Origin of the sequence: Methylobacterium sp. GXF4 (assembly GCF_000272495.1) — a bacterium.
Taxonomy (GTDB): domain Bacteria; phylum Pseudomonadota; class Alphaproteobacteria; order Rhizobiales; family Beijerinckiaceae; genus Methylobacterium; species Methylobacterium brachiatum.
Genome location: NZ_AKFK01000066.1, coordinates 22,166 through 46,285 on the forward strand (window position 1 = coordinate 22,166; position 24,120 = coordinate 46,285).

Genomic DNA, 24,120 nt, shown 5'->3' on the forward strand with positions numbered 1-24,120 from the left:
GCCGTGACCGCGTCCGCCGCGCTGCGCGCGCCCGGTACCGAGGCGTCGGCGGAGGATCCGCGCGCTCTGGTGATCCGCGGCCTCGTCAAGGAATACCGCGCCGGCCAGCCGGTCCTGCGGGGCATCGACCTCGTGGTGCCGGGCACGGGCCTCACCGCGATCATCGGGCCGTCCGGCACCGGCAAGAGCACGCTGATCCGGTGCATCAACCGGCTGGTCCAGCCCACCGCCGGCGAGATCCTGTTCCGCGGCGAGGACCTCGCCAAGCTCTCCGGCCGGCCTCTGCGCCGGGCGCGGCGGCGGATCGGGATGGTGTTCCAGGAATACAACCTGGTCGAGCGGCTTTCCGTGATGGAGAACCTGCTCTGCGGGCGCCTCGGCTACGTGCCGGTCTGGCGGGCCTGGCTGCGCCGGTTCCCCGAGGCCGACATCCAGCGCGCCTTCGACCTGCTCGACGCGGTCGGCCTGTCGGGCTTCGCCACGCGCCGGGCCGACGCCCTGTCGGGCGGCCAGCGCCAGCGGGTCGGCATCGCCCGGGCGATCATGCAGGAGCCCGAGATCGTGCTGGCCGACGAGCCGACCTCGTCCCTCGACCCCAAGAGCTCGGTGGAGATCATGGAGATCCTGTCGCGGCTCGCGGCCGAGCGCGGGGTGCCAGTGGTGGTCAACATTCACAACGTGGCGCTGGCCCAGCGCTTCGCCACGCGGATCGTCGGCATGTCGGGCGGGCACGTGGTCTATGACGGCCCGCCGGATCGCCTGAGCGAGCGCGACCTGCGCGGCATCTACGGCGGCGAGAACTGGCTCGAATGAGCGCCGTCCCCCAGCCGGCCGACCGGAGCGCGGCCGCCCGCATCGCCTTCCGCCCCAACTGGACCGCCCGGGCCGGCTGGCTGTTGCTCGCGCTCTACGCGGTCTACGCCGCGAGCCAGCTCGGCTTCGCGCCCGAGCGCTTCGCCACCGGGCTCAGCCACGGCCGCCAGTTCCTGGCCCGGATGTTCCCGCCGAACTTCTCCCGGTGGGAGCTGATCCAGTCCGGCATCGTCGAGAGCGTGCAGATCGCCGTGATCGCCACGGTGATCGGGATCGTGATCGCCCTGCCGGTCGGCTTCCTGGCCGCCCGCAACCTGATGCCGGCCTGGGTGACCTGGCCAACCCGGGCGCTGATCGCCCTGTGCCGGTCGTTCCACCCGATCATCGTGGCGATCCTGTTCGTGAAGGCGATCGGCTTCGGGGCGCTGGCCGGCGTGATGGCGCTGATCGTCGCCTCGGTGGGCTTCATCGCCAAGCTGTTCGCCGAGGCGATCGAGGAGATCTCGCTGAAACAGGTCGAGGCGGTGCGGGCGACCGGCGCCGGCTTCCTGTCGACGCTGATCATGGGCGTGCAGCCGCAGGTACTGCCGCGCTTCATCGGGTTTGCCACCTACCAGCTCGATTCCAACCTGCGGAACTCGACCATGGTCGGGATCGTGGGCGGCGGCGGCATCGGGGCGACCCTGTTCACCGCCTACCAGCGCTTCGACTACGACGTGGTGCTGGCGATCCTGATCGTCATCGTCGCGCTGATCATGGTGGCCGAGATCGTCTCGGGCTGGGCCCGGAAGGTGTTCCAGTGAGCGCCGGAGCCGTCCTCGCCACGCCGCGCCGCTGGCAGCGCTTCTCGCCCTGGAAGCGGCTGGCGCGCCTCGCCTTCACGCTGTTCGCCGTGGCCGCCTTCGTGGCGAGCCTGCGCACGATCGAGGTGATCCCGGAATTCCTCTACGACGCCCCCGACCAGATGGCCGACCTGTTCGGCCGGATGTGGCCGATGGATGCCGGCTATATCGGGCCGACCCTGCGCGCCCTGGTCGAGACCCTGCACATCGCCACGCTCGGCACGCTGATCGCCATCGCGATCGCGGTGCCGATCGGGCTTCTCGCCGCCCGCAACATCACCCCCAGCCTGCCCCTGAACCTGTTCGCCAAGTTCGTATTCGTGACCTCCCGGTCGGTGAATTCCCTGGTCTGGGCGCTGCTGTTCGTGGCGGTGTTCGGCCCGGGGCCGCTCGCCGGCGCCCTGGCGATCGCGCTCCGTTCGGTCGGCTTCACCGGCAAGCTCCTGGCCGAGGCGCTCGAGGAATCGAACCGCGGCTCCATCGAGGCGCTGCAGGCCGCCGGCGCCGGCCGGCGCGCGACGCTGCTGCTCGGCTACTGGCCTCAGGTAAAGCCGGCCTTCTGGTCGATCGCGCTGTTCCGCTGGGACATCAACATCCGCGAATCCGCCGTGCTGGGTCTCGTCGGGGCCGGCGGCATCGGCGTCGCGCTCGATACCGCCCTGAACCTGCTCTACTGGGACCAGGTGGCGGTGGTGCTGGCCGCGATCTTCGGGGTGGTCATCCTGGCCGAGATCGTCGTCACCACGGTGCGCGCGAAGGTCCTGTAGGACCGCGCCCTCCCTTTCCATCGATCCTGCGACACGCAGCCTGCGCCCGAAGACGGGGCGCGGGGTGGCGGCTGCCTGCGACCGCACCCGGCTTTTAATCCGCTCCGGTGCGTGCGTGTCGGCACGTCACGGCGGGACAAGACTTCCCATCTTCGTCTCAAGCAAGAGGAAACGGGTCCGAACGATCGGACCGTACTTGTAAGAGCGTGAGTATTACCATGAAGACCCGTATCGCCGCTGTCGTCACCGCGCTTGTCCTTGGCGTTGCCCCGGTCTCGTCTGCCATGGCCGCCAACGGTGCCCGCTGGACCGGCTTCGCGCCCTACGATGTCGAGGCGACCCATTCCCTCGGACTCGGCGTCCACGACAACCCGAATTACGAGGGCTGCCCGATGAGCTCGGCGGCCGAGGGCAACGCCAACCAGCAGACCCGCCCCGTGAAGCAGTACGGCCAGACGGCCGGCGGCTATCGCTGCTGATCGCCCCCTCGAACGCTCGGCTGCCCAAGCGGCGCCGGCGTCTCGACCGGTTGCAGGCCCATGTCCTCGGCCGTGTGGAGCGCCGGCCCCCCTCCCGAGCGGGGGAGGGGGCACGTCGAGGCCTGGAGGAGCGGGGGCACCGCGCCGCGCGATAACCGGACATCACACCCCATGCCATGAGGAGACGCCACGCCATGACATGCACGACCCTGAAGCGAGCCGGACTGATCCTCGGCCTGATCGCGTCGCCGGCGTGCCTGAATGCGGCGCAGGCCGGCCCCTATACGGGCACGGGCGGCGGTCCCGAGACGACGGTGAACGCGCCCTATCGGTCCTCGGTGGGCCAGACGGTCCCGCCGGGACGCGCCGCGGCGCCGCTGCACGATCCGCACGAGCGGACGAAGCGGCAGAAGGATCTCGATCCCGTCCTCGGCAGCATCTGCGACGCCTGCTGAACCGGCCGCAGAGCCACCCTGACGTCCGATCGGCACCAACGGGATTGGTCATTTGGATTGTTCGTACGACGCCTGTGTTCTGAGCCAGGTCCGCTGCCATCTCGGTGAGGGGCCGAGCTACGATCCGCGCACGGACACGGCGTGGTGGGTCGATATCCTGGAGGCCCGCCTGTTCGAGAAGCCGGTCGCCGGATCCCGCAAGGCGCTGGTCCACGTCCTGCCGTTCCAGGTCAGCGACGTGGCCGCGATCGACGGCTTCCACCAGCTGCTCGCGGCCGAGGACGGCCTCTATGTCCGGGCGATCCGCGATGGCGACATCCGGGTGCTGTGCCCGCTCGAGGAGGAGCTGACGGGCAATCGCTCCAATGACGGCCGCGTCCATCCGAGCGGCGCCCTCTGGATCGGCACCATGGACCGGGACGCCGCCAAGGGGCGCGGCTCGATCTACCACGTCGCCGGCACCCGGGTGCGGCGCCTGTTCGGCGGCCTGACCGTCCCGAACGGGATCAGCTTCTCCCCGGACGGCGCCACCGGCTACTTCGTCGACACCGACGAGGGCGTGCTGCGCCGCGTCCCGCTCGATCCGAGGACCGGACTGCCGAACGGCCCGCCCGCGACCCATTTCGACCATCGCGGCGGCGAGGGCGGCATCGACGGTGCCGCGGTGGACGCCGAGGGCCTGATCTGGACCGCCCGGTTCGGTGCCGCCTGCCTCGATGCCTACAATCCCGACGGCGAGCGGGTCCGCACCGTACCGGTCCCGGTGCGGCAGCCGACCTGCCCGACCTTCGCGGGCCGCGATCTCGACCGGTTGTTGGTCACCTCCGCCTACGAGGGCATGGATGCGGTCGCGCGCGCCGCCGATCCCGAGCACGGGCGGACCTTCCTGGTCGATGTCGGCGCCCGTGGCCTTCTGGAGCCGGCCTTCCGGCTCGGCGCCTGAACACAGGAGAATCGATGTCAGATCCGGGTGAGCGCCCCTACCAGCCGATCGAAGCCTACGCCCTCATCGGCAATTGCGAGGGCTGTGCCCTGGTGGCCCGGGACGGGTCGATCGACTGGGCCTGCCTCGAGCGCTTCGATGCCGAGCCGACCTTCTCGCGGCTGCTCGACCGGCGGCGCGGCGGCCATTTCACCATCCGCCCGGCGGGGCGGTACGAGACGACGCGGCAATATCTGAGCCGCAGCAACATCCTGGAGACCACCTTCACCACCCGGGACGGCTTCGTCACCCTGCACGATTTCATGATCGGGCCGGAGGGCGGGCCGGACCGGCCGCGCCTGGTGCGGCGCGTCAGCGGCATGTCCGGCCAGGTCCCGATGGTGGTCGCGTACCGGCCGCTCGCGGGCTTCGCCGAGCGCTTCGCCCGGCCGGCGATCGACGGTGGCCGGGTCGTGACGCCGGGATGCCCGAGCCTGCTCGCCGACGTCGCCCTGGCCCCGGACGGGGACGGCGCCACCGTCCGCTTCACCCTGGCGGCCGGCCAGGAGCGCAGCTTCAGCCTCTACACCGACACGCTGCCGAAAGCGCCGCCGGACACCCGCACCCTGATGGAGCGGACCCGCAAGGCCTGGGTGCTGTGGACGCAGGATGCGGCCTATACCGGGCCGCTCGCCGACGAGCTGATCCGCTCGGCCCTGGTCCTGAAGGCGCTGACCTACGCGCCGACCGGGGCGATCGTCGCGGCCGCCACGACCTCGCTGCCGGAGGAGATCGGCGGCATCCGCAACTGGGATTACCGGTTCTGCTGGATCCGCGACGCCTGCCTGTCCTTCTACGTCCTGAAGAAGTTCGGGATGCTGCGCGAGGCCGAGGCGTTCTTCGGCTTCGTGACCGAGCTGTGCGAGCGGGCCGAGGGCCGGCTGCGGCCGCTCTACAGCGTCGCGGGGGAGGGCGACCTCACCGAGACCACCATCGCGCATTTCGAGGGCTGGCGCGGCAGCGCGCCGGTGCGGGCCGGCAACGAGGCCGCCGAGCAGCATCAGGCCGACGCCTACGGGCAGGTTCTCGACCTGCTCTACCTCTACACGCGGCTCGGCGGCACGCTGCCGGAGGCGATGCAGGGCCATGGCGCCCGGCTCGCCGACATCTCGGCCGCGCATTGGCACAAGCCGGATGCCGGCCTGTGGGAGCCGCGCAGGCCCGAGCAGCGCTACCTGCACGCCGCGATCATGAACTGGGTCGCCCTCGATAGGGCGATCCGCCTGTTCGGCCCGCGGGAGAACTGGTGCCGGGAGCGCGACCGGATCGTCGCCTGCGTGAACCGCGAGGGCATCCACCGGGACGGCTACTACCCGCAATATCTCGGCGGCGACGACGTGGACGCCGCCCTGCTGATGGCCCCGATGGTCGGCTTCCCCGTGGACGAGGCCGCCTTCGCCCGCACCGTGGATGTCGTGATCGAGCGCCTCGGCCGCGGCCACCTCGTCTACCGCTACCGGAACGACGACGGCCTGCCCGGCCACGAGGGCACGTTCCTGCTCTGCGCCTTCTGGCTGGTCGACGCCCTGCTCTGGCTCGGCCGCGAGGAGGAGGCACGGACCCGCTTCAACGCCCTGCGAGCCCTGCAGAACGATGTCGGGCTCTACGCCGAGGAGGCGGCCGATGACGGCACCTTCCTGGGCAATTTCCCGCAGGCCTTCAGCCATCTCGGCTTCATCCACAGCGCCCTTATGCTCGACCTGTTCGAGCATGGCGGCCGCGCCGCGGTGCAGGGCACCTACGCCGACCGCTCCCTGCGCGAGACGGCGCTGCGCCGGGTCCCGGAACTCGCCGCCGATTGACCGTTTCCCGTTTCCAACCCCAGCCCCGGAGTGCCCATGTCCATCTCGAGCCGCCAGGAAGCCCGCCTGCTCAGCGCCGACGAGGCCGACCTCGTCGCCCGCTCCCATCACCCGAGGTTGCGCGAGACCGATGATACCGGCCTGGCCGAGCTGATTACCCGGCTGCGCGAGCGCCGGGACCGCGCCCGGGACGTCTCCCGTCGTCAGCGCCGGGAGCTGCGCGGCAAGGCGGCGCCCTCCGGCACGCGCCCGGCGACCGACAATACCGGCACCCGCCAGAAGGCGGCCCTGCTCGCGGCCGCGGTGAAGCGCGCCAGCAAGGAGAGCGAGCGGCGCCGGAACGCGCAGGCCCGCGGGAGCCTGGTCGCGACCTCCCGCCGGGCCCTGGCCCTGAAGCAGGCGGCCGGCGACCGGACCGTCGGGCGCCCGGCCTCGCGCACCGCCAATGCCGGGATGACCCCAATCCCGAACGAGAACCTCGCCCCGTCCGGCGCGCTCGACAGCCAGGGCCAGGAGGTCGCGATGCGGCGAGGCGGCGGGCCGCGGTAGGCGCAGTCCGACGCCGAGGCTCTATGGGCTTTCACGCCGATGATGTAGTCCCGTGGTGACGGAGGGCTTCATGGCCGACGCTGCCCACCAGCCTCATCCTCTGACGATCGCCGATTACGACCGGTTCGTGGAGGCGCAGCACGACGACCGCGAATGGGAACTCGTGGACGGTGAGCTCGTGATGATGAGCAATCCGACCGAGAACCATGAGCAGATCGCCGGAAACGTCGGCGCGCCGCTCAAACTCGCAATGGATGCCGCCGGATGCCGGAGCTATCAGGGCGGCATGCGCGTCCAGCGTTCAAGCGACAGCCGGGGCAAGGACAAGACAAAACCCGATATCGTCGTCCGCTGCGGTCCGCGGCAGAACCAGACTTACGTGACCGATCCGCTCGTCGTAATCGAAGTGCTGTCGCCCTCGACGATGGACTTTGACAGGGGCGGCAAGCTCAAGTTCTACAAGTCCCTGCCGACGCTGCGCCACATCGCTCTGATCTACCAGGACCAGATGCGCGTCGAACACTACGAGCGGACCGACGAGGGGTGGCGCCTCGATGTTTTGACCGCGCCAGACGATGTCCTGAGGTTCGACGCGGTCGATTTCGAGATCGACCTCGACCGGACCTATTTCGACGTTCCCGTGCGCCGACCGATCCTGGACGCCGGCTAGCTCCGTTGATCCCCGCTCCGTCCACCGCCCTCGACGACCGAAGTCGGGAGATCGCGGCGGGCTAAGGTCGGACGCCAAAGATGCCGTTTCGATTTCTAATGGCGTCGCCGGTCCGCTGCCTTGTCGTTATGCGAGCGTCCGCCCGAACCGCCACCCCGTCATTCCGGGCTCGCCTCCGGCGCCCCGGAATGACGGGGTGATTGCTTGGGCGTACCCGCAGACCTCTACGGTGCTCAGTAACAAAGAAGCCAGCAGGTCATCTTCGTGACCGGCCGGCTTCTTGCTCGAAAACATTAAGCGCTTGGCTCCACCACGCTCAACCTGAGCGTGGAAAGAGCCGCTGAGGTCCCAATGTGTCGTCGGCTCAGTTCAGCACGACGACCTTGGCGCCGACCTTCACGCGCTCGTACAGATCGGTGACGTCGTCGTTGGTCATGCGGATGCAGCCCGAGGAGACCGCCTGGCCGATCGTGTCCGGCTCGTTGGAGCCGTGGATGCGGTACTCGGTGTTGCCGATATACATGGCGCGGGCGCCGAGCGGGTTCTCGATGCCGCCGGCCATGTAGCGCGGCAGGTCGGGGCGGCGGGCGATCATGGCCTTCGGAGGCGTCCAGGACGGCCACTCGCGCTTGGCGGTGATCTTGTTGCTGCCGCTCCAGCTGAAGCCCGGGCGGCCGACGCCGACGCCGTAGCGGATCGCCTCGCCGTTACCGAGCACGAAGTACAGGCGGCGCTCGGCGGTGGAGACCACGATCGTGCCCGGCGCGTAGGGGCCGTTGAACGCAACGATCTCGCGCGGGATCGGCTGGACCTGCGCCTGCGGCGCGTCCTGCACGCCCTGGCCGTAACCCGGGGTGCCCTGATAGCCGTACTGGCCCGGATCCGCGTAATATTCCTCGGCGCCATTCTCGCCGAACGGGTCGTAGGCGGGTGCTGCCAGTGCCGGCGCGGCGGCAAGAACAGTTGCGGCGAGGAGCGCCGCGAGCGCGGTGGCCGAGGTCTTCATGGTGAGCCTGCCTGTGCAATAACCTTTGCTATTACAAGCGTGAGCATAGGTTGGCAGTTCCACGCCGCGAAGAAGATTTTGGCTGGCGCTGGAATACGTAAGCGGGTTTGCGCGTGCCCGGCGCCGGACCCCCGGTGTTGCATCGATCCGGTGCGAATGCTGGTAACCATCCTGCGCGATCCAATCCACGCCGTCAGGCGACTTCGTCGGTATGGACATCGAAGCGCGCCAGGTGGGCGTAGCCGAAATTCGTCGAGATCGCGCAATCGGTGGCGTCACGGCCGCGGGCCATGACGATCCGGCCGATCCGCTGGCGGTTGTGCCGGGCGTCGAACGTGTACCAGCGCGGGCCGTCCGGACCCTCCAGGTAGACCTCGAACCAGGCCGAGAAATCCATCGGCGCCGGGTCCTTCGGCACGCCGATATCGCCGAGATAGCCGGTGGCGTAGCGCGCCGGGATGTTCATGCACCGGCAGAACGCCACCGCGAGATGCGCGAAGTCCCGGCAGACGCCCTCGCGCTGCATGAAGCCGTCATGGGCCGTGCGGGTGGCGTCGGCGCGCTGGTAGTCGAACCGGATGCGCTCGTGCGTGTAGGCGACGATCGCCTGGACCCGCGCCCAGCCTTCCGGCGTGCCGCCGAACAGGGACCAGGCGGTCTGCGAGAGCTTGTCGGTGTCGCAGTAGCGGGAGCCCAGCAGGTAGACCATCACGTCGTCAGGCAGGTCCTGCACGGGAATCTGCCGGGCGTCGGGGGCATATTCGTCGAGCAGGCCGGAATCCTGGATCGTGAAGTCGGCCGAGATCGTCAGCAGGCCCGGCGGCGCGACGATGCGGTGGCAGACATTGTCGTAGACGTCCCGGTACGCGTGCACCGGGATCCACGGGTCGAAGTTGATGACCTGCGGGGTCAGCAGGTCGGCCATCCGCGACGGGTGGACGCTCAGCATCAGGATCATCGGCGTCGGCTGAGTCAGGCTGAAGGCGATGTCGTATCCGGTCCTGATCTTCATCGCGGCCACCTGTATCCTCTCGCCCCGGCGGGTCGCCCCGCAGCTCAGTCCGGTTTTCAGGTCTCAACGCGCCACTATTGGCGGATGAGCCTCAATTTCGCGTGTTTTTGCCCGCTCGTCAGGCAGCTCGACGACATCGACGTCCACCCGCATGCCGAGGTCGTCGCTGGCCAGGCCGAAGAAGGAGCCGTGCAGGGGCACCGCCTGGGCCGGATCCCGGGCCACCGCCACGCGGATCAGGTCGCGGTTGCCGACGATCCCGTTGGTCGGGTCGAACTCGATCCAGCCAGCGCCCGGCAGGTAGACCTGCAGCCAGGCATGGGTCGAGCCGCCGCCGACATGGCGGGCCCGGTCGTTGCGCGGGTTGTACAAGTATCCGGAGACGAACCGGGCGGCCATGCCGAGCGCCCGCACCGCCTCCATCATCAGCACCGCGAAGTCGCGGCACGAGCCGCGCTTGCTGCGCAGCGTCGTCAGCGGCTCCTGCACGCCTTTCTCGGAGCGGGCGAGGTAGGTGAAGTTCGCCCGCACGCTGCGGGTCATGTCGGCGAGCAGCTCCTGGGTCGGGATCCGGCCCTCGCGCGGGATGAAGCTGCGCGTCCAGGCATCGACCTCGTGACGCGGGTCGGGCCATTGCCGCTCGATCGACCGGGACAGGTCGGGCATGTCCTCGGCCCCGTAGCCGAACGGGTAATGCGTGGCGTGCGGCGCCAGCGGGAAGACCGGCGCGTGTTCGGGCGTGTGGTCGAGGGTGATGCCGCACGCGAAGGTCAGCGTCTCGGCCCGGACCGCGAAGGTCGCCACCGCGACGCAATTGCCGAACACGTCGAACATCCATCGCAAGGCGGCGGGCTCGGGCGTGATCTCCAGCGAGGCCTCGATCAGCCGCTGGTCGTAGCTGTCCCGGGGCCGGAACATGATCCGGTGCTCGCCGAAGGCGACCGGACGTCGGTACCGGTAGACCGTGCGGTGACGGACGGACAGGATCGGCAAACTCAGGGGCTCCGGGCTCGCGCCGATGTCCCGACCGTCAATGCAAGGGCCGGGCCCGACGGCGCGGCTGCGGCATCAGGTGACGGGCGGCGCCGGATCGGTGGTCGCCCGCTCGGCCTCGACCAGCACGTCGAAGGGCCGCCAGGGCTTGGCGATGAACACAGCCTCGCTCGGCAGGTCCGGGCGGCGGATCCCGTGGCCGGAGGTGACCACCAGCCGCGCCCGAGGCCACAGGGTCGCCACCGCCCGGGCGAGCTGGAGACCGTCCATCTCGCCGGCGAGCCGCACATCGGCGAAGACGAGGGCCACGTCGCCGCCGCGCGCCTGCAGAACGGCGAGCGCCGCCTCGGCGCTGTCGCAGCCGACCACGTCGAGCTCGGTCTCCTCAAGCAGGGTCTCGGCCAGCGCGCGGATCTGCGGATCGTCCTCGACCACCAGGGCGAGGCGCTGCGGCACGGCCTCGGTCGCCGCGGGCTGGGCCGGGTGCGGTGCGGCGGGCTCGGCCTCGCTCTGCCGGACCCGGCGCACCAGGGCGGCGAGATGCTCCGGCACGCCTTCGGAGACGAGATCGTCGTAGATCGAGGCAAGCGTCTGGCCGATCTGGTCGAGCGGGATGCTCGGCGAGAGCGTTTCGGTGAGCGGCGTGCCTGCGCTCGACAGAGGCTTTCTCAAGAACGTCCCCCGAAATCTCCGTATCAGGCCACGCGGACGCGGCGCTTGTGGACGAACGTCGGCAGGTCGCGGGGGGTTGCGCGCGGAGCCGCGAATTGGCGGCCCGCTCGCTCAGGCGTTACTGCGTGGCGACGCCGCTCTCGGCATCCGCGTAGGCCATGATGCCGGACACCGCCCGGACGTTCTGGTAGCGGGTGCCGCGGGTGCTCATCATCGCCTCGAACTTCTCGTGGACCTGGGCCACCGAGAGGCTCGCCGGCTTGCGGTGCCGGCCGCGGCCGACGAAGCGCCCGGCCGCGAAGAAGATCGAGCGGTTGGCCCGGGCCGGGCCGGGCAGCAGCGCGGCCGCGGCGGCGGCCGGCTTGTTCACGACGTTGGCCAGGAACTCGCCGGCATCGTCCACGCCCAGGAAGTGCGCGAGGTAGACTTCGCCGAGGGTGAGGTCGCGGCCGATGCGCTGGGCGATGCGCCCGGCATCGCGCTTCAGCATCTCGCCGGCCATCAGGGCCGAGAGATAGGGGTCGCGGCGCAGCTCGAGCACCCGGGTGCGCTCGGCGGCATCGGTGATCACCGGCCGGTCGTTGGCATCCGAGGAGACCAGGGCAGCCTCCTTCTCAAGCCCGTATTTCGGGCCGAAGTCGCGCACCACGCCAAGCCAGGTGCGCTCGATGAACTGGTAGAGGCCGGTGGCCGAGGAGGTCTTGGCCTGGACCGCGGTGACGAAGCTCGATTCCTTGTCGGCCACTGCCATCAGCAGGACCGGGTCGGTCTGGACCGCCTGGGCGGCGCGCACGATCGTCTGCACCAAGTGGCGCCGGATCTTCATCGGGCCGAATTCGAGGATGTCGTTCGGGTCGCCGCCGGCGCTCTCCGAGAGCAGGAAATCGTAGGAGACGCGGTCGACGCCGTTCGAGCCGACCGCGGTGTCGAGGTCGTGGACGGCGGCGAAGCTCGCCGAGGCGCGCAGCGGCGTACGCTCGATCTCTTCGCTCAGCGCCACGGTATGGATCCGCGGGCGCGGCATCGGCAATTCGGTGGCGGCCTGCGCCGAGGAGACGGCCTGGTTCAGCCCGACCTTGCCGAGATCGACGCCCGACCCGATCAGGGCGGCGCTGAGGCCTCCGGCGATCAGCGAGACGGTGAGCAGCGAGCGGGCCAGCGCCGGGACGCTCCCGTGGGCGCGGCCGACCATCGGCTGTGCGGTGATGGCATCGGCGCGGCCGGACCCGAACCGGCCCTGCTGACCCGTGACGTTCCTCGGCGATCCGACCGTGCGGCCCTGCATCGTGTACCCGATTCCTCACGCGCCCTTGATGGCGCCACGGACTCACCATCGCTTGACAGATGTGGCGACAACACGGCCGTGCTTGTGGCGACCGTGGGGCGGGCCGGGGAGATTTCGCGGCAGACGTGTCGGTACCCCGGGCTGGATCGCCTTCTGCGAGCGTACGCCGCGGATCCGGAGCGCGTCTCATCCAAGGCCTTGCAAGGCCTTGCCGCCCTTCGCGATTGCTACGCGATCGGGAACGGCTCTAAGAGGGCGGCATGCGGGCCCCGCCTGAAACGGGTGACGGCCCAGTCCCTTGAGCCCTGCTTAGAGTTCTGCCCCGATGAGCGGCGTCAACGAGATCCGGTCGACCTTCCTCGACTACTTCGCGCGTGCGGGACACGAGGCCGTGCCCTCCTCGAGCCTCGTTCCGAAGAACGATCCCACGCTGATGTTCACGAACGCCGGCATGGTGCAGTTCAAGAACGTCTTCACCGGTGTCGAGAAGCGCGCCTACGATCGGGCGACCACAGCGCAGAAATGCGTGCGCGCCGGCGGCAAGCACAACGACCTCGACAATGTCGGCTACACCGCGCGCCACCACACGTTCTTCGAGATGCTCGGCAACTTCTCGTTTGGCGACTATTTCAAGGACCGCGCGATCGAGCTGGCCTGGACGCTGATCACCAAGGAATTCGGCCTCAAGCCCGACCGGCTGCTCGTCACCGTCTATGCCGACGACGACGAGGCCGCGAACCTGTGGAAAAAGATCGCCGGCTTCTCCGACGACAAGATCATCCGGATCGGGACCTCCGACAATTTCTGGCAGATGGGCGATACCGGCCCCTGCGGCCCGTGCTCGGAGATCTTCATCGACCAGGGCCCGGCGCTCCAGGGCGGCCCGCCCGGTTCCCCGGACGAGGATGGCGACCGCTTCCTCGAGTTCTGGAACCTCGTGTTCATGCAATACGAGCAGCTGGAGCCCGGTATGCGCAACCCGCTGCCGCGGCCCTCGATCGATACCGGCATGGGCCTGGAGCGCATGGCCGCGATCCTCCAGGGCGTCCATTCCAACTACGACACCGACCTGTTCAAGGCGCTGATCGACGCCGTGGCCCACGCCGTCTCGCGGGCGCCCGAGCCCGCCACCATGGCCTCCTACCGGGTGATCGCCGACCACCTGCGCGCCTCGTCCTTCCTGGTCGCCGACGGCGTGCTGCCGGGCAACGAGGGCCGCGGCTACGTGCTGCGCCGGATCATGCGCCGGGCCATGCGGCATGCCGAGATCCTCGGCGCCCGCGAGCCGACCATGTACCGCCTGGTCCCGACCCTGGTGCGCGAGATGGGCCAGGCCTATCCCGAGCTGATGCGCGCCGAGGCGCTGATCGGCGAAACCCTGAAGCTGGAGGAGACCCGCTTCCGCCGCACCCTGGAGCGGGGCCTGTCGATCCTCGATTCGGAGAGCCGCGACCTCAAGTCGGGCGACAAGCTCTCGGGCGAGACCGCCTTCACCCTCTACGACACCTACGGCTTCCCCCTCGACCTGACACAGGACGCTCTCAAGGCCCGGGGCATCGGGGTCGACACGGAGGCGTTCACCGCCGCGATGCAGCGCCAGAAGCAGGCGGCGCGCGAGGCCTGGAAGGGCTCCGGCGAGGCCGCCACCGAGACGGTCTGGTTCGGCATTCGCGAGCGCGTCGGCGCCACCGAGTTCCTGGGCTACGAGACCGAGGCCGCCGAGGGTATCGTCACCGCGCTGCTGCGCGACGGCGCCGAGGTGAAGAGCCTGGAGGCCGGCCAGACCGGCCTCGTCCTGGTCAACCAGACGCCGTTCTACGCGGAATCCGGCGGCCAGGTCGGCGATACCGGCCTGATCCTGAGCGCCGGCCTGCGCGCCCGCGTCACCGACACCGAGAAGAAGCTCGGCGACCTGTTCGTCCACCATGTCAGCGTGGAGGAGGGGATTCTCAGCCTCGACCAGCCGGTGGAGCTGAAGGTCGACCATGCCCGCCGCAAGGCGATCCGGGCCAACCACTCGGCCACCCACCTCCTGCACGAGGCCCTGCGGCAGGTGCTCGGCGACCACGTCGCCCAGAAGGGCTCGCTGGTGAGCCCCGACCGGCTGCGCTTCGATATCAGCCACCCCAAGCCGATCGAGGCGGACGAGCTCGCCCGCGTCGAGGACATCGCCAACGCGGTGCTGCTCCAGAACGCCCCGGTGGTGACCAAGCTGATGGCCGTGGACGACGCCATCGCCTCCGGAGCCCGGGCTTTGTTCGGCGAGAAATACGGCGACGAGGTCCGGGTCGTCTCCATGGGCCTGCCGGTCGATGCGAACGGCGCCGAGACCGATCGGGGCCGGCTGAAGAACTTCTCCATTGAGCTCTGCGGCGGCACCCATGCGGCGCGCACCGGCGATATCGGGACGATCAGCATCGTCGGCGAGAGCGCGGTCGGGGCCGGCGTGCGCCGGATCGAGGCGCTCACCGCCGACGCGGCGCGTCACCACCGGGCCGAGGAGGCCCACACCCTGGCAGCATTGGCCGGGATCCTGAAGGCCCCGGTCTCGGAGGCGCCCGACCGCCTCACGGCCCTGATGGAGGAGAAGCGCCGGCTCGAGCGGGAGCTCGCCGACACCCGCCGCAAGCTCGCCATGGGCGGCGAGACCGGATCGGGTTCGAACGCCCGCCAGAGCGAGGTCGGCGGCGTGGCGTTCCGGCGCTCGGTGGTCGAGGGGCTCGACATGCGCGACCTCAAGCCGATCATCGACGAGGAGAAGAAGCGGCTCGGCTCCGGCATCGTGGCGATCGTCGGGGTCTCGGCCGACGGCAAGGCCGGCCTGGTGGTCGGCGTCACCGAGGACCTGACCGGCCGCTACGACGCGGTCGGGCTGGTCCGCGCGGGGGCCGGCGCGCTCGGCGGCAAGGGCGGCGGCGGCCGCCGCGACATGGCCCAGGCCGGCGGCCCCAACGGCGCCGGCGCCGAGGCGGCGCTCGATGCGATCGAGCAGGCGCTGACCGCGGCGACCTGACGCGTTCACGGGTGGGCCGCGGCGTTACCGACGCGGCCCTTCGGATCCGCCCGGCGGGATGCAACAAGCTGCCCCGCCCTGACCCTCCTCGCGCGCGGATCTGCATCGATCCGGTCGAAGCGCGGGTGCCTTCTCTCGTGCGGGCCAGCGGATTCACGGATCGCGATCCGGATGGTTCTCGGCCGCAAGAGGAGTCTCTCGGAGGCCAACACGCGCTTTCCCGCCCCCGCAGAGGGGGGAGCGAGGCGCGCTTGGGGTTGGCCTAGGTTCTCGCCGCGGGGCGCGTCGCCACGCGCTTGATCAGTTCACCCGGGTCCAGGTCTGGCGCTTGCAGAACACGCTCATCACGCAGCCCGAGACCTCGAGCGCGTTCGGGCCGGTCAGCCGCAGCGAGCCGGAATAGGTCTTCCCGTCGTTCGGGTTGTAGAGCGAGCCGGTGTAGCTCGACCCGTCCGCCTGCTGGGCGTTGAGGATCTGCACGCCTACGACGCTGCGGTTGCGCAGGGCCGGGTCCGGGTTCTTGGCGTCGAGCGCCTTGCCGGGGGCGCTGACGATGGTGCCGCAATAGCCGCCGCCGCAGGGGGTGATCTTCACCCGGGAGCTGCCGGTCTCGGTCAGCCAGAGTCCGGCCGGGTCGGCCGCGAGGGCCGGGCCGCCGAACGGCACCGTCACCAGCACAGCCAAGACCGTCCGACGCAGCGTCGATCTCATCCGCAATCCTCTCAAGACCAATCCTCGCCGCTCTCTTACCGCGAAGCTTCCGGCAGCGCACCGCCCAGATAGGTCTCGGCGACCTCGCAGAACGGCTGGCCGGCCCCGGTGGAGAGCACTGCGTCGATCTCGAACAGCTTGTCGTCGGGGCCGGGCGCCGCCGGCCGCGGGAACGGGCGGACCTCGATCGTCCGCCGGGTCGGCTCCAGCGGTCGCACGACCCGCCCGAACGGGGTGCGGGTGCCGTCCAGGGTGGCGTTCATCTCAGGCGTCAGGCGCGCCGGGACGTACCAATTGTCGGCCTCCGACAGGACCCGGTCGCCGCAGGCCAGGCGGACCCGGCGGTAGCGCACCGGCTCGTCCGGGCCGATCGCCAGGCGGGCCCGCTGCGCGGCGCTGAGCGGCTTGTCGGCCACGTCCATGCGGCGGGCGACGAGATGCGGGTCGCCGGCGAGCTTGTGGTCGGCGCACCAGCTTTCCAGGGCGAGGGTCGCGCTGTGGGCCGCCAGCACGCGGCTCTGCAGGGAGGCGATCAGGGCGCCCTGCGGCTGGGCGGCGGCCGGCGCCTCGGCCGCGACGGCCGACGGCCTCATCGGGATCCCCGCCAGCGCTGCCGCGAGGCCGAGATGGAGTGCCCAGTCGCGCCGGACCAGGAAGGCGACGCAGCGTTTGACCGCCCGCGGATCAAGCGCCGTGAAGGTGAGCTTTGGCATCGGAACGTCCCGGAACGGATAATTCGGCACACCGCATCGTCTCGGCCCGAATCCCCCCGGGGTGGAGGCGTCCTGTTCTTCTGAAGACGGCCCGGCGCAGCCGAGCCGTCCCCGGCCTCACGCCGGACGGTTTATCCAAACCGCGTCGCGGGGTCGAGGGCGTCACGCGTGCCGGGCCCGACTCGAGCGCGTGATCCGACGCGCCCGCTCGCGCCGAACCGGCATACCCTTCAGCGCCGGACGGGCGGCAGGTCGGTGCAGAGGCCGAGCGCGGCCTCGGCGGCGAGCCCGATGGTCTCGCCGAGCGTCGGGTGCGGGTGGATCGTGCGGCCGATATCGGTGGCGTCGGCGCCCATCTCGATGGCGAGCACGATCTCGCCGAGCATGTCGCCCGCGCTCGGGCCGACGATGGCGCCGCCAACGATGCGCTTGGTCTCCGCATCGAACAGCAGCTTGGTCAGTCCGTAATCGGCTCCGTTGGCGATGGCCCGGCCCGAGGCCGCCCAGGGGAAGCGCGCCACCTCGACCGCCCGCCCGGCCGCCTTGGCGGCGGTCTCGGTGAGGCCGGCCCAGGCGATCTCGGGATCGGTATAGGCCACCGACGGAATCACCGCCGCGTCGAACCCCGCTCTGTGGCCGGCGGCCACCTCGGCGGCGACGTGGCCCTGGTGCACCGCCTTGTGGGCGAGCATCGGCTGCCCGACGAGGTCGCCCACCGCCAGGATGTGGGGCACATTGGTCCGCATCTGCGCGTCCACCGGCACGAAGCCGCGCTCCACCGCGACACCGGCCGCGTTGAGGCCCAGCGCGTCGCCGTTCGGGCGCCGGCCCGCCGCCTGGAGCACGAGGTCGTAGACCTGCGGCTCCGCCTCGCCCGCGAGCGTCACGGCGATGCCCTCCGGGGTGGCGGTTGCCGAGACGATCTCGGCACCGGTGCGGATCCGGTCGAACCGGTGGCCGTTGCGCTTGGTCCAGACCGCCACGAGGTCCCGGTCCACCCCCTCCAGGAGGTTCGGCAGGCGCTCGACCACGTCGACCCGGGCGCCGAGCGCGCTGTAGACCGTCGCCATCTCCAGGCCGATGATGCCGCCGCCGATCACGAGCAGGCGCCGGGGCACGAAGGGCAGCTCCAGCGCCCCCGTGGAATTCACGATCCGCGGATCCTCGGGCAGCATCGGCAGGCTGACCGGCGACGAGCCCGCCGCCACGATGGCGCTTCGGAACCCGACGGCGCGGCGTCCGCCCGCCTGCAACGCCACCGAGACCGCGTTCGCGCCGGTGAAGCGCGCGGTGCCGCGCAGGACCTCGACCTTGCGCTGACGGGCCATCTGGGTGAGCCCGTCGGTCAGGCGCCGCACGGTGCCGGCCTTGAACGCCCGCAGCTTGTCGAGGTCGATCGTGGGCGCGCCGAAGCTGATCCCGTGGGCGGCGAGCCGTCCGGCCTCCTCCGTCACGGCGGCGACGTGCAGCAGCGCCTTCGAGGGGATGCAGCCGACATTCAGGCAGACGCCGCCCAGCGTCGCTTCGCGCTCCACCAGGATCACGCGCTGCCCGAGATCGGCGGCCCGGAAGGCCGCCGCGTAGCCGCCGGGGCCGCCGCCGATCACCAGCACGTCGCAGGATTCCTCCGTCGGCGCGTCGGCGGGGGCCGCGACGGGGGCCGCCGTCTCCGTCTCCACGGTGACCCGGGCGATCAGCGTCCCGGCCGAGACGGTGTCGCCGAGGCCGACCAGCATCTCCACCAGCCGGCCGGCGACGGGCGAGGGGATGTCGAGGGTCGCCTTGTCGGATTCGACGACGAGCAGGGTCTGGTCGCGGGCGACGGCGTCCCCTGGCGCCACCGGGATCTCGATCACCGGCACGCCGGAAAAGTCCCCGATATCGGGGACGCGGATCTCGCGGGTCTCGGGCATGGCGGCGGCGATCACAGTCGAGGGGGATGGGCGGCAGGCATCGAGGTTGGCAGGGCTTTCACGCCCCGACAGAGGACGAGGTCGTGCGCCCACGTCTCTCCGGAGGCGCGACGCGCCCCCTCTCCCGCACGGGAGAGGGGACCCGCGCTAGGTCCGACGATGTGGCGATGCGCGAGCCCGCACAGGAAGGCGCGTCGCGCATCCGCCATCGCCGTCACAGCAGCGCTCGGCGCAGGTCCGACAGGACCGATGCGATGTGGCCGAGGAAGCGGGCGGCGGCGACGCCGTCCACGACCCGGTGGTCCCAGGAGAGGCTGAGCGGCAGGATCAGCCGCGGCTGGAACGCCTGGCCGTCCCAGACCGCCTCCGTCCGCGAGCGCGCCGCCCCCAGGATCGCGACCTCGGGGGCGTTGATGATCGGGGTGAAGCCGTCGCCGCCGATGCCGCCGAGCGACGACACCGAGAAGCACCCGCCCTGCATGTCCGCGCCCGAGAGGCTGCCCGCCCGCGCCTTGCCGGCGAGCGAAGCCATCTCGGTGGCGATCTCGATCAGGCCCTTGCGGTCGCAATCGCGCACCACCGGCACCATCAAGCCCTTCGGGGTGTCCACGGCGAAACCGATATGGACGTAGTCCTTCAGGACGAGGTCGGCGCCCTCCAGGGAGGTGTTGAAGCGCGGATAGGCCTTCAGGGCCAGGGCGGCGGCCTTGATCAGGAAGGCCACCATGGTGACCCGCGCCGGCGGCGTGCGCGTCTCCGTGTTGAGCCCGACCCGGAACGCCTCGATCTCGGTGACGTCGGCCCGGTCGAAATTGGTCACGTGCGGGATCGTCAGCCAGTTGCGGCTGAGATTGGCCCCGGAGATGGTCTGGATCCGTGACAGCGGCTCCCGCCGCACCGGGCCGAATTTTTCGTAGTCCACCTGCGGCCAGGGCGGCAGGCCGGCGCCGATGCCGGACGACGCGGCCGGTGCCTGGGCCGGGGCCTGGAGCGCGGCCTTGACGAAGGCGTGCAGGTCCTCCCGCAGGATCCGCCCCTTGGGGCCGGTGGCGGGCACCCGGTCGAGGGTGATCCCGAGCTCGCGGGCGAGCTGGCGCACGGACGGGCTGGCATGGACATCGCCCGACGTGACGGGCTGCTGATCGTCGTTCGACGGCTGGGCCGGTGCGCGACGGTCCCCCTCTCCCGTGCGGGAGAGGGTTGGGGTGAGGGATGCGCCGTTTCCGGAGAGGGCCGGTCCCTCACCCTGTCCCTCTCCCGCACGGGAGAGGGAACCCGCGCCCTGTCCGGCAGCCGCTTCCGGTGGCGGTGCGGCTGGCGGCGCTTCCGGCGCCGGTGTGGGCTCGCCGGCCTCCGCGGGCTCGACCGTGAGGATCGGCGTGCCCTCCGAGACCTTCGAGCCCACCGCGACCAGCAATTCCCGCACGGTGCCGGCCACCGGGGAGGGGACCTCCATGGTCGCCTTGTCGGATTCGATGCTGAGGATCAGGTCGTCGACGGCGAGGCGGTCACCCGGCTTCACCAGGAGTTCGATCACCGGCACGTCCCGGTAGTCGCCGATATCCGGGAGGGCGATCTGCAGCGCGGCGCTCATGCGGGCGGGTTTCCGTGGCTTGTCTCGGACGGACGGGTTTTTTCGGGGTCGAGGTCCGGGATCGGGCCTCGCGCAGGTGGTTCGCTATCCGGCTCGTTCCCACCCACACCCCTCATCCTGAGGTGCTGCGCAGCAGCCTCGAAGGAGGGCTCCAGGGATCGCGCGGCTGGCTGGAGGCCTCCTTCGAGGGCTCCGCTTCGCTGCGCCACATCAGGATGAGGGTGCGGGCTGGATGTCTCAGATCGTCCAGGGCGCCGGCGTGTCGGCATCGATCCCGTAGCGCCGGATCGCCTCGGCGACCGTGGCGCGGGGCACCGTGCCGGCCTCGGCGAGCGCGTGCAGGGCGGCGACCACCACGTGCTGGCGGTCCACCTCGAAGAAGCGGCGGAGCGCGTTGCGGGTGTCGCTGCGGCCGAACCCGTCGGTGCCCAGCGTCACGAACCGCGCCCCGACATAGGAGGCGATCAGCTGCGGATAGGCCCGGACGTAGTCGGTGGCCGCCACGACCGGCGCCGTGCCCGGCAGCAGGGCGGCCACGTGGCTCACCGGCGCCTCGGCTTCCGGGTGGAGCATCGCGCTGCGCTCGGCCTCGCGGGCGTCGCGGGCCAGCTCGCTGAAGCTGGTGACGCTGAACAGCTCGGCCGCGATCCCCCAATCCTGCGCCAGCAGGCCGGCGGCCGCGATCACCTCGGGCAGGATCGCGCCGGAACCCAGCAGCCGCACCGCCGCGGGAGCCGCATCCGGCCCCGACAGGCGGTACATCCCCTTGAGGATGCCGGCCTCGGACCCCTCCGGCATGGAGGGCTGGGCGTAATTCTCGTTCATGGCGGTGAGGTAGTAGAAGGCGTCCTCGCCCTCTTCCATCATCGCCCGGGCGCCGCGATCGACGATCACCGCCATCTCGTAGGCGAAGGCCGGATCGTAGGCCCGGCAGTTCGGGATCCCGGCGGCGGCGAGGTGGCTCGAGCCGTCCTGGTGCTGCAGGCCCTCGCCACCGAGCGTCGTGCGGCCCGCCGTGGCGCCGATCAGGAAGCCGCGGGCCCGCTGGTCGGCCGCCGCCCAGATCAGGTCGCCGACCCGCTGGAAGCCGAACATCGAGTAGTAGATGTAGAATGGGAGCATCGACAGGCCGTGGACGCTGTAGGACGTGGCCGCCGCCGTCCAGGACGAGATCGCCCCGGCCTCGGTGATGCCTTCTTCCAGCAGCTGCCCGTCCCGGGCCTCGCGGTAATAGAGCATCGAGCCGGCATCCTCCGGCTCGTAGAGCTGCCCCTCGGGGGCGTAGATCCCGACCTGCCGGAACAGGTTGGCCATGCCGAAGGTGCGCGCCTCGTCGGCGACGATCGGGACGACCCGCGGCCCGAGATCCTTGTGCTTGAGCAGGTTGCCGAACAGCCGGACCACCGCGGTGGTGGTCGACATCTCCTTGCCGGCCGCCTCCAGGGCGAAGCCCGCATAGGTCGAGAGCGGCGGCACCGTCACGCTCGGCGCGGTGCGGCGGCGGGCGGGCAGCACGCCGCCGAGCGTCTCGCGGCGCTCGCGCAGGTAGCGCATCTCGGCGCCGTCCTCGGCCGGCTTGTAGAAGGCCAGCCCCTCCACCTGCGCGTCGGAGAGCGGCAGGGCGAAGCGGTCGCGGAAGGCGCGGAGCGCATCCACGTCGAGTTTTTTCGCCTGGTGGGCGGTCATGCGGGACTCGCCCGCGCCGCCCATGCCGTAGCCCTTCTTGGTCTTGGCCAGGATCACGGTCGGCCGGCCCTTGGTGGCCTTGGCGGCGGCGAAGGCAGCGTAGAGCTTGCGGAAATCGTGGCCGCCGCGCTTCAGCCGGTCCACGTCGGCATCCGACATGTGGGCGACCAGCTCGCGGACCTCCTCGTCCTCGCCGAAGAAGTGCGCGAGGTTGTAGGCGCCGTCCTTGGCGCCGAGCGTCTGGTACTTGCCGTCCACCGTGTCGGCGAAGCGGCGCAGCAGGGCGTGGTTGGTGTCGCGGGCGAAGATCCCGTCCCACTCGGAGCCCCACAGAACCTTGATGACGTTCCAGCCCGCGCCGCGGAACAGACTCTCCAGCTCCTGGATGATCTGGCCGTTGCCGCGCACCGGGCCGTCCAGGCGCTGCAGGTTGCAGTTGATCACGAAGGTGAGATTGTCGAGCTTCTCCCGGGCGGCGAGCGCCAGGCCGCCGATCGATTCCGGCTCGTCCATCTCGCCGTCGCCGAACACGCCCCAGACGTGTCGGGCCGAGGTGTTGGCCAACCCACGATGGCCCAGGTAGCGCATGAACCGCGCCTGGTAGACCGCATGGATCGGGCCGATGCCCATCGAGCCGGTGGGGACCTGCCAGAAATCGGGCATCAGCCAGGGATGGGGATAAGAGCAGAGGCCGTCGCCGGCGATCTCCTGGCGGTAATGCTTCAGCTGCTCCTCGGAGAGGCGCCCTTCGAGGAAGGCGCGGGCGTAGACGCCCGGCGCCGAATGCGGCTGGAAGTAGACGAGGTCGCCGTCCGGGCCGCCCTTGAAGAAGTGGTTGAACCCGACCTCGAACAGCTCCGCCGCCGAGGCGTAGCTCGCCACGTGCCCGCCGAGCTCGCCGTAGGCCATGTTGGCGCGCACCACCATGGCGAGCGCGTTCCAGCGCATGATCGAGGTGAGCCGCTCCTCGATGTCGAGGTCGCCCGGGTAGCGTGGCTGCTTCTCCAGGGGAACCGTGTTCCGATAGGGCGAGTAGGGCAGGGCCTCGTCGAGGATGCCGATCTCCTTCGAGCGCCGTTCCAGCCGGTCGAGGATGAACCGCGCCCGGGCCGCGCCCTCATTGCGGAACAGCGATTCGAGCGCCGCCAGCCAATCCTGGGTCTCGGCCGGATCGTGATCGACCTCGGCGGACCGCGCGATCGTCGTCCTCGGCGGTATGGCGTTCATCGGCGCGGCTCCCAGCTTTTGATCGGAGCATACGGTTTGCCGCGCGGGGCGACATGCCGAACTTTTGTTATTCCCGCGCGAAAATTGGCATATTTTGCCGGGTTGTCGCAGGAATGCGGTCGATCATACCGTTGCTTGTGACGTCGCCTCCTCCTGACTTCGATGGGTCGTCCGGTTAGTCCGTCCCTCACCGTCATTGCGAGCGCAGCGAAGCAACTTAGGGAGCCGCCACGGTTGGAGACCGCGCGCTGTTCTGGGTTGCTTCGCTGCGCTCGCAATGACGATGGGCGCATGGCGAAAAGAGGCGCCAGCATCGATCGGCGCCAAAACTTTCCTGTCATCCCGCGATTGGCGGCATGCTATGCCGATGGCAAACCGGAGTGCGAAACAATGGTCTCCCGACCGGCTCATCTCGACGCCGCCTCCTTGCGCATCCTCGAACGCCTGCAGCAGGACAGCGAGATCAGCATCGCCGACCTCGCCGAGCAGGTCGGGCTGTCCACCTCGCCGTGCTGGCGCCGGGTCAACGACCTGAAGGAGGCCGGGATCATCCGGGGCTGCGTCGCGGTGGTTGATCCGATGAGCCTCGGGCTCGCGGTGAACGTCTTCGTCCACGTCTCCCTGGAGAAGCAGACCCAGGCCGCCCTCCAGGCCTTCGACGAGGCGGTGCGCAGCCGCCCGGAGGTGATGGAATGCTACCTGATGAGCGGCGAGGCCGACTACATGCTGCGGGTCGTGGTGGAGGATCTCGGCCAGTACCAGCGGCTGGTGCTCGACCACCTCACCCGCATCCCGGGGGTGGCCAATATCCGCTCCAGCTTCGCGCTCGGCCAGGTGAAGTACACGACGGCGCTGCCGCTCGGGCACCTGACCCGGTGACCGGGTCGTTCGCTGGATAGGAGTTTTTAGATTTTCCCAGCGGAGCCGGACTGGACC

At 70.3% G+C, this 24,120-nt stretch carries 21 protein-coding genes; 11 read left to right on the top strand and 10 right to left on the bottom strand.

The features are described 5' to 3' along the window. Window positions 1-3 precede the first annotated feature (3 nt). From phnC to WYO_RS17465, 9 genes are all read left to right on the top strand, one after another. Window positions 4-813, top strand: coding sequence for a phosphonate ABC transporter ATP-binding protein (phnC, locus tag WYO_RS17425; protein ID WP_039903263.1), 810 nt, complete (start codon window positions 4-6; stop codon window positions 811-813). After that, entirely contained in the window at window positions 810-1,616 is an 807-nt protein-coding gene (phnE, locus tag WYO_RS17430; protein WP_007564858.1) for a phosphonate ABC transporter, permease protein PhnE, read from the top strand. Before phnC ends, phnE (WYO_RS17430) begins: the two co-directional genes overlap by 4 nt. After that, window positions 1,613-2,422, top strand: a complete 810-nt coding sequence (gene phnE / locus WYO_RS17435; protein WP_007564860.1) for a phosphonate ABC transporter, permease protein PhnE — start codon at window positions 1,613-1,615, stop codon at window positions 2,420-2,422. The genes phnE (WYO_RS17430) and phnE (WYO_RS17435) overlap by 4 nt, the downstream gene beginning before the upstream one ends. A gap of 218 nt (window positions 2,423-2,640) precedes the next feature. Then, window positions 2,641-2,901, top strand: a complete 261-nt coding sequence (locus WYO_RS17440) for a hypothetical protein (RefSeq protein ID WP_007564861.1) — start codon at window positions 2,641-2,643, stop codon at window positions 2,899-2,901. Window positions 2,902-3,095: 194 nt separating this feature from the next. After that, window positions 3,096-3,356, top strand: a complete 261-nt coding sequence (locus WYO_RS17445) for a hypothetical protein (protein WP_007564863.1) — start codon at window positions 3,096-3,098, stop codon at window positions 3,354-3,356. Between the two features lie 52 nt (window positions 3,357-3,408). Next, entirely contained in the window at window positions 3,409-4,299 is an 891-nt protein-coding gene (locus WYO_RS17450) for an SMP-30/gluconolactonase/LRE family protein (RefSeq protein WP_007564865.1), read from the top strand. A gap of 14 nt (window positions 4,300-4,313) precedes the next feature. Continuing rightward, a complete protein-coding gene (locus WYO_RS17455) occupies window positions 4,314-6,140 on the top strand; it encodes a glycoside hydrolase family 15 protein (protein ID WP_007564867.1) in 1,827 nt (608 codons plus the stop codon). Between the two features lie 36 nt (window positions 6,141-6,176). Next, on the top strand, window positions 6,177-6,689 hold the full coding sequence (locus WYO_RS17460) for a hypothetical protein (protein WP_007564869.1): 513 nt from the start codon (window positions 6,177-6,179) through the stop codon (window positions 6,687-6,689). Between the two features lie 70 nt (window positions 6,690-6,759). Next, window positions 6,760-7,359 (top strand): Uma2 family endonuclease, encoded by a 600-nt coding sequence (locus tag WYO_RS17465; RefSeq protein ID WP_007564871.1) that lies wholly within the window; start codon window positions 6,760-6,762, stop codon window positions 7,357-7,359. 364 nt (window positions 7,360-7,723) lie between these two features. Here the strand turns inward: WYO_RS17465 and WYO_RS17470 are convergent, their stop codons facing one another. The 5 genes from WYO_RS17470 to WYO_RS17490 form a co-directional block, all read right to left on the bottom strand. Then, window positions 7,724-8,365, bottom strand: coding sequence for a L,D-transpeptidase (locus WYO_RS17470; protein ID WP_007564874.1), 642 nt, complete (start codon window positions 8,363-8,365; stop codon window positions 7,724-7,726). Between the two features lie 193 nt (window positions 8,366-8,558). Beyond that, window positions 8,559-9,377, bottom strand: coding sequence for a transglutaminase family protein (locus tag WYO_RS17475; RefSeq protein ID WP_007564876.1), 819 nt, complete (start codon window positions 9,375-9,377; stop codon window positions 8,559-8,561). A 63-nt stretch (window positions 9,378-9,440) separates the two neighbouring features. Further along, window positions 9,441-10,370: a transglutaminase family protein gene (locus tag WYO_RS17480; protein WP_007564878.1), complete on the bottom strand. Its 930-nt coding sequence runs from the start codon at window positions 10,368-10,370 to the stop codon at window positions 9,441-9,443. Between the two features lie 75 nt (window positions 10,371-10,445). Further along, window positions 10,446-11,042, bottom strand: coding sequence for a response regulator (locus tag WYO_RS17485; RefSeq protein WP_007564880.1), 597 nt, complete (start codon window positions 11,040-11,042; stop codon window positions 10,446-10,448). A gap of 118 nt (window positions 11,043-11,160) precedes the next feature. Then, the gene (locus WYO_RS17490) at window positions 11,161-12,327 is read right to left on the bottom strand and encodes a transglycosylase SLT domain-containing protein (RefSeq protein WP_007564882.1); all 1,167 of its coding nucleotides are present in this window, start codon (window positions 12,325-12,327) and stop codon (window positions 11,161-11,163) included. Window positions 12,328-12,652: 325 nt separating this feature from the next. On the opposite strand from WYO_RS17490, the gene alaS reads away from it, so the two are divergent. Then, window positions 12,653-15,340, top strand: a complete 2,688-nt coding sequence (alaS, locus tag WYO_RS17495; protein WP_007564884.1) for an alanine--tRNA ligase — start codon at window positions 12,653-12,655, stop codon at window positions 15,338-15,340. A gap of 300 nt (window positions 15,341-15,640) precedes the next feature. On the opposite strand, the gene WYO_RS17500 is transcribed toward alaS, so the two are convergent. The 5 genes from WYO_RS17500 to mdeB form a co-directional block, all read right to left on the bottom strand. Beyond that, window positions 15,641-16,051, bottom strand: a complete 411-nt coding sequence (locus WYO_RS17500; RefSeq protein WP_007564886.1) for a DUF2147 domain-containing protein — start codon at window positions 16,049-16,051, stop codon at window positions 15,641-15,643. A 35-nt stretch (window positions 16,052-16,086) separates the two neighbouring features. Continuing rightward, window positions 16,087-16,644, bottom strand: coding sequence for a hypothetical protein (locus WYO_RS17505; RefSeq protein WP_244424223.1), 558 nt, complete (start codon window positions 16,642-16,644; stop codon window positions 16,087-16,089). A 350-nt stretch (window positions 16,645-16,994) separates the two neighbouring features. Then, entirely contained in the window at window positions 16,995-18,677 is a 1,683-nt protein-coding gene (gene lpdA, locus WYO_RS17510) for a dihydrolipoyl dehydrogenase (RefSeq protein ID WP_007564890.1), read from the bottom strand. A gap of 214 nt (window positions 18,678-18,891) precedes the next feature. Continuing rightward, the gene (locus WYO_RS17515) at window positions 18,892-20,271 is read right to left on the bottom strand and encodes a 2-oxo acid dehydrogenase subunit E2 (RefSeq protein WP_007564892.1); all 1,380 of its coding nucleotides are present in this window, start codon (window positions 20,269-20,271) and stop codon (window positions 18,892-18,894) included. Between the two features lie 237 nt (window positions 20,272-20,508). Continuing rightward, the gene (gene mdeB, locus WYO_RS17520; RefSeq protein ID WP_007564894.1) at window positions 20,509-23,184 is read right to left on the bottom strand and encodes an alpha-ketoglutarate dehydrogenase; all 2,676 of its coding nucleotides are present in this window, start codon (window positions 23,182-23,184) and stop codon (window positions 20,509-20,511) included. A 390-nt stretch (window positions 23,185-23,574) separates the two neighbouring features. Between mdeB and WYO_RS17525 the strand changes: the two genes are divergently transcribed. Beyond that, entirely contained in the window at window positions 23,575-24,063 is a 489-nt protein-coding gene (locus tag WYO_RS17525) for an Lrp/AsnC family transcriptional regulator (protein WP_007564896.1), read from the top strand. Window positions 24,064-24,120: the final 57 nt, after the last annotated feature.

What these genes read in the sequence shown, in the direction of transcription:
- WYO_RS17490 (WP_007564882.1), bottom strand. Translation starts at nt 12,327, where the DNA reads ATGCAGGGCCGCACGGTCGGATCGCCGAGGAACGTCACGGGTCAGCAG.
- WYO_RS17525 (WP_007564896.1), top strand. Translation starts at nt 23,575, where the DNA reads ATGGTCTCCCGACCGGCTCATCTCGACGCCGCCTCCTTGCGCATCCTC.
- lpdA (WP_007564890.1), bottom strand. Translation starts at nt 18,677, where the DNA reads ATGCCCGAGACCCGCGAGATCCGCGTCCCCGATATCGGGGACTTTTCC.
- WYO_RS17505 (WP_244424223.1), bottom strand. Translation starts at nt 16,644, where the DNA reads ATGAGGCCGTCGGCCGTCGCGGCCGAGGCGCCGGCCGCCGCCCAGCCG.
- mdeB (WP_007564894.1), bottom strand. Translation starts at nt 23,184, where the DNA reads ATGAACGCCATACCGCCGAGGACGACGATCGCGCGGTCCGCCGAGGTC.
- WYO_RS17470 (WP_007564874.1), bottom strand. Translation starts at nt 8,365, where the DNA reads ATGAAGACCTCGGCCACCGCGCTCGCGGCGCTCCTCGCCGCAACTGTT.
- WYO_RS17455 (WP_007564867.1), top strand. Translation starts at nt 4,314, where the DNA reads ATGTCAGATCCGGGTGAGCGCCCCTACCAGCCGATCGAAGCCTACGCC.
- WYO_RS17500 (WP_007564886.1), bottom strand. Translation starts at nt 16,051, where the DNA reads ATGAGATCGACGCTGCGTCGGACGGTCTTGGCTGTGCTGGTGACGGTG.
- phnE (WP_007564858.1), top strand. Translation starts at nt 810, where the DNA reads ATGAGCGCCGTCCCCCAGCCGGCCGACCGGAGCGCGGCCGCCCGCATC.
- WYO_RS17460 (WP_007564869.1), top strand. Translation starts at nt 6,177, where the DNA reads ATGTCCATCTCGAGCCGCCAGGAAGCCCGCCTGCTCAGCGCCGACGAG.
- WYO_RS17515 (WP_007564892.1), bottom strand. Translation starts at nt 20,271, where the DNA reads ATGAGCGCCGCGCTGCAGATCGCCCTCCCGGATATCGGCGACTACCGG.
- alaS (WP_007564884.1), top strand. Translation starts at nt 12,653, where the DNA reads ATGAGCGGCGTCAACGAGATCCGGTCGACCTTCCTCGACTACTTCGCG.
- WYO_RS17475 (WP_007564876.1), bottom strand. Translation starts at nt 9,377, where the DNA reads ATGAAGATCAGGACCGGATACGACATCGCCTTCAGCCTGACTCAGCCG.
- WYO_RS17445 (WP_007564863.1), top strand. Translation starts at nt 3,096, where the DNA reads ATGACATGCACGACCCTGAAGCGAGCCGGACTGATCCTCGGCCTGATC.
- WYO_RS17440 (WP_007564861.1), top strand. Translation starts at nt 2,641, where the DNA reads ATGAAGACCCGTATCGCCGCTGTCGTCACCGCGCTTGTCCTTGGCGTT.
- WYO_RS17465 (WP_007564871.1), top strand. Translation starts at nt 6,760, where the DNA reads ATGGCCGACGCTGCCCACCAGCCTCATCCTCTGACGATCGCCGATTAC.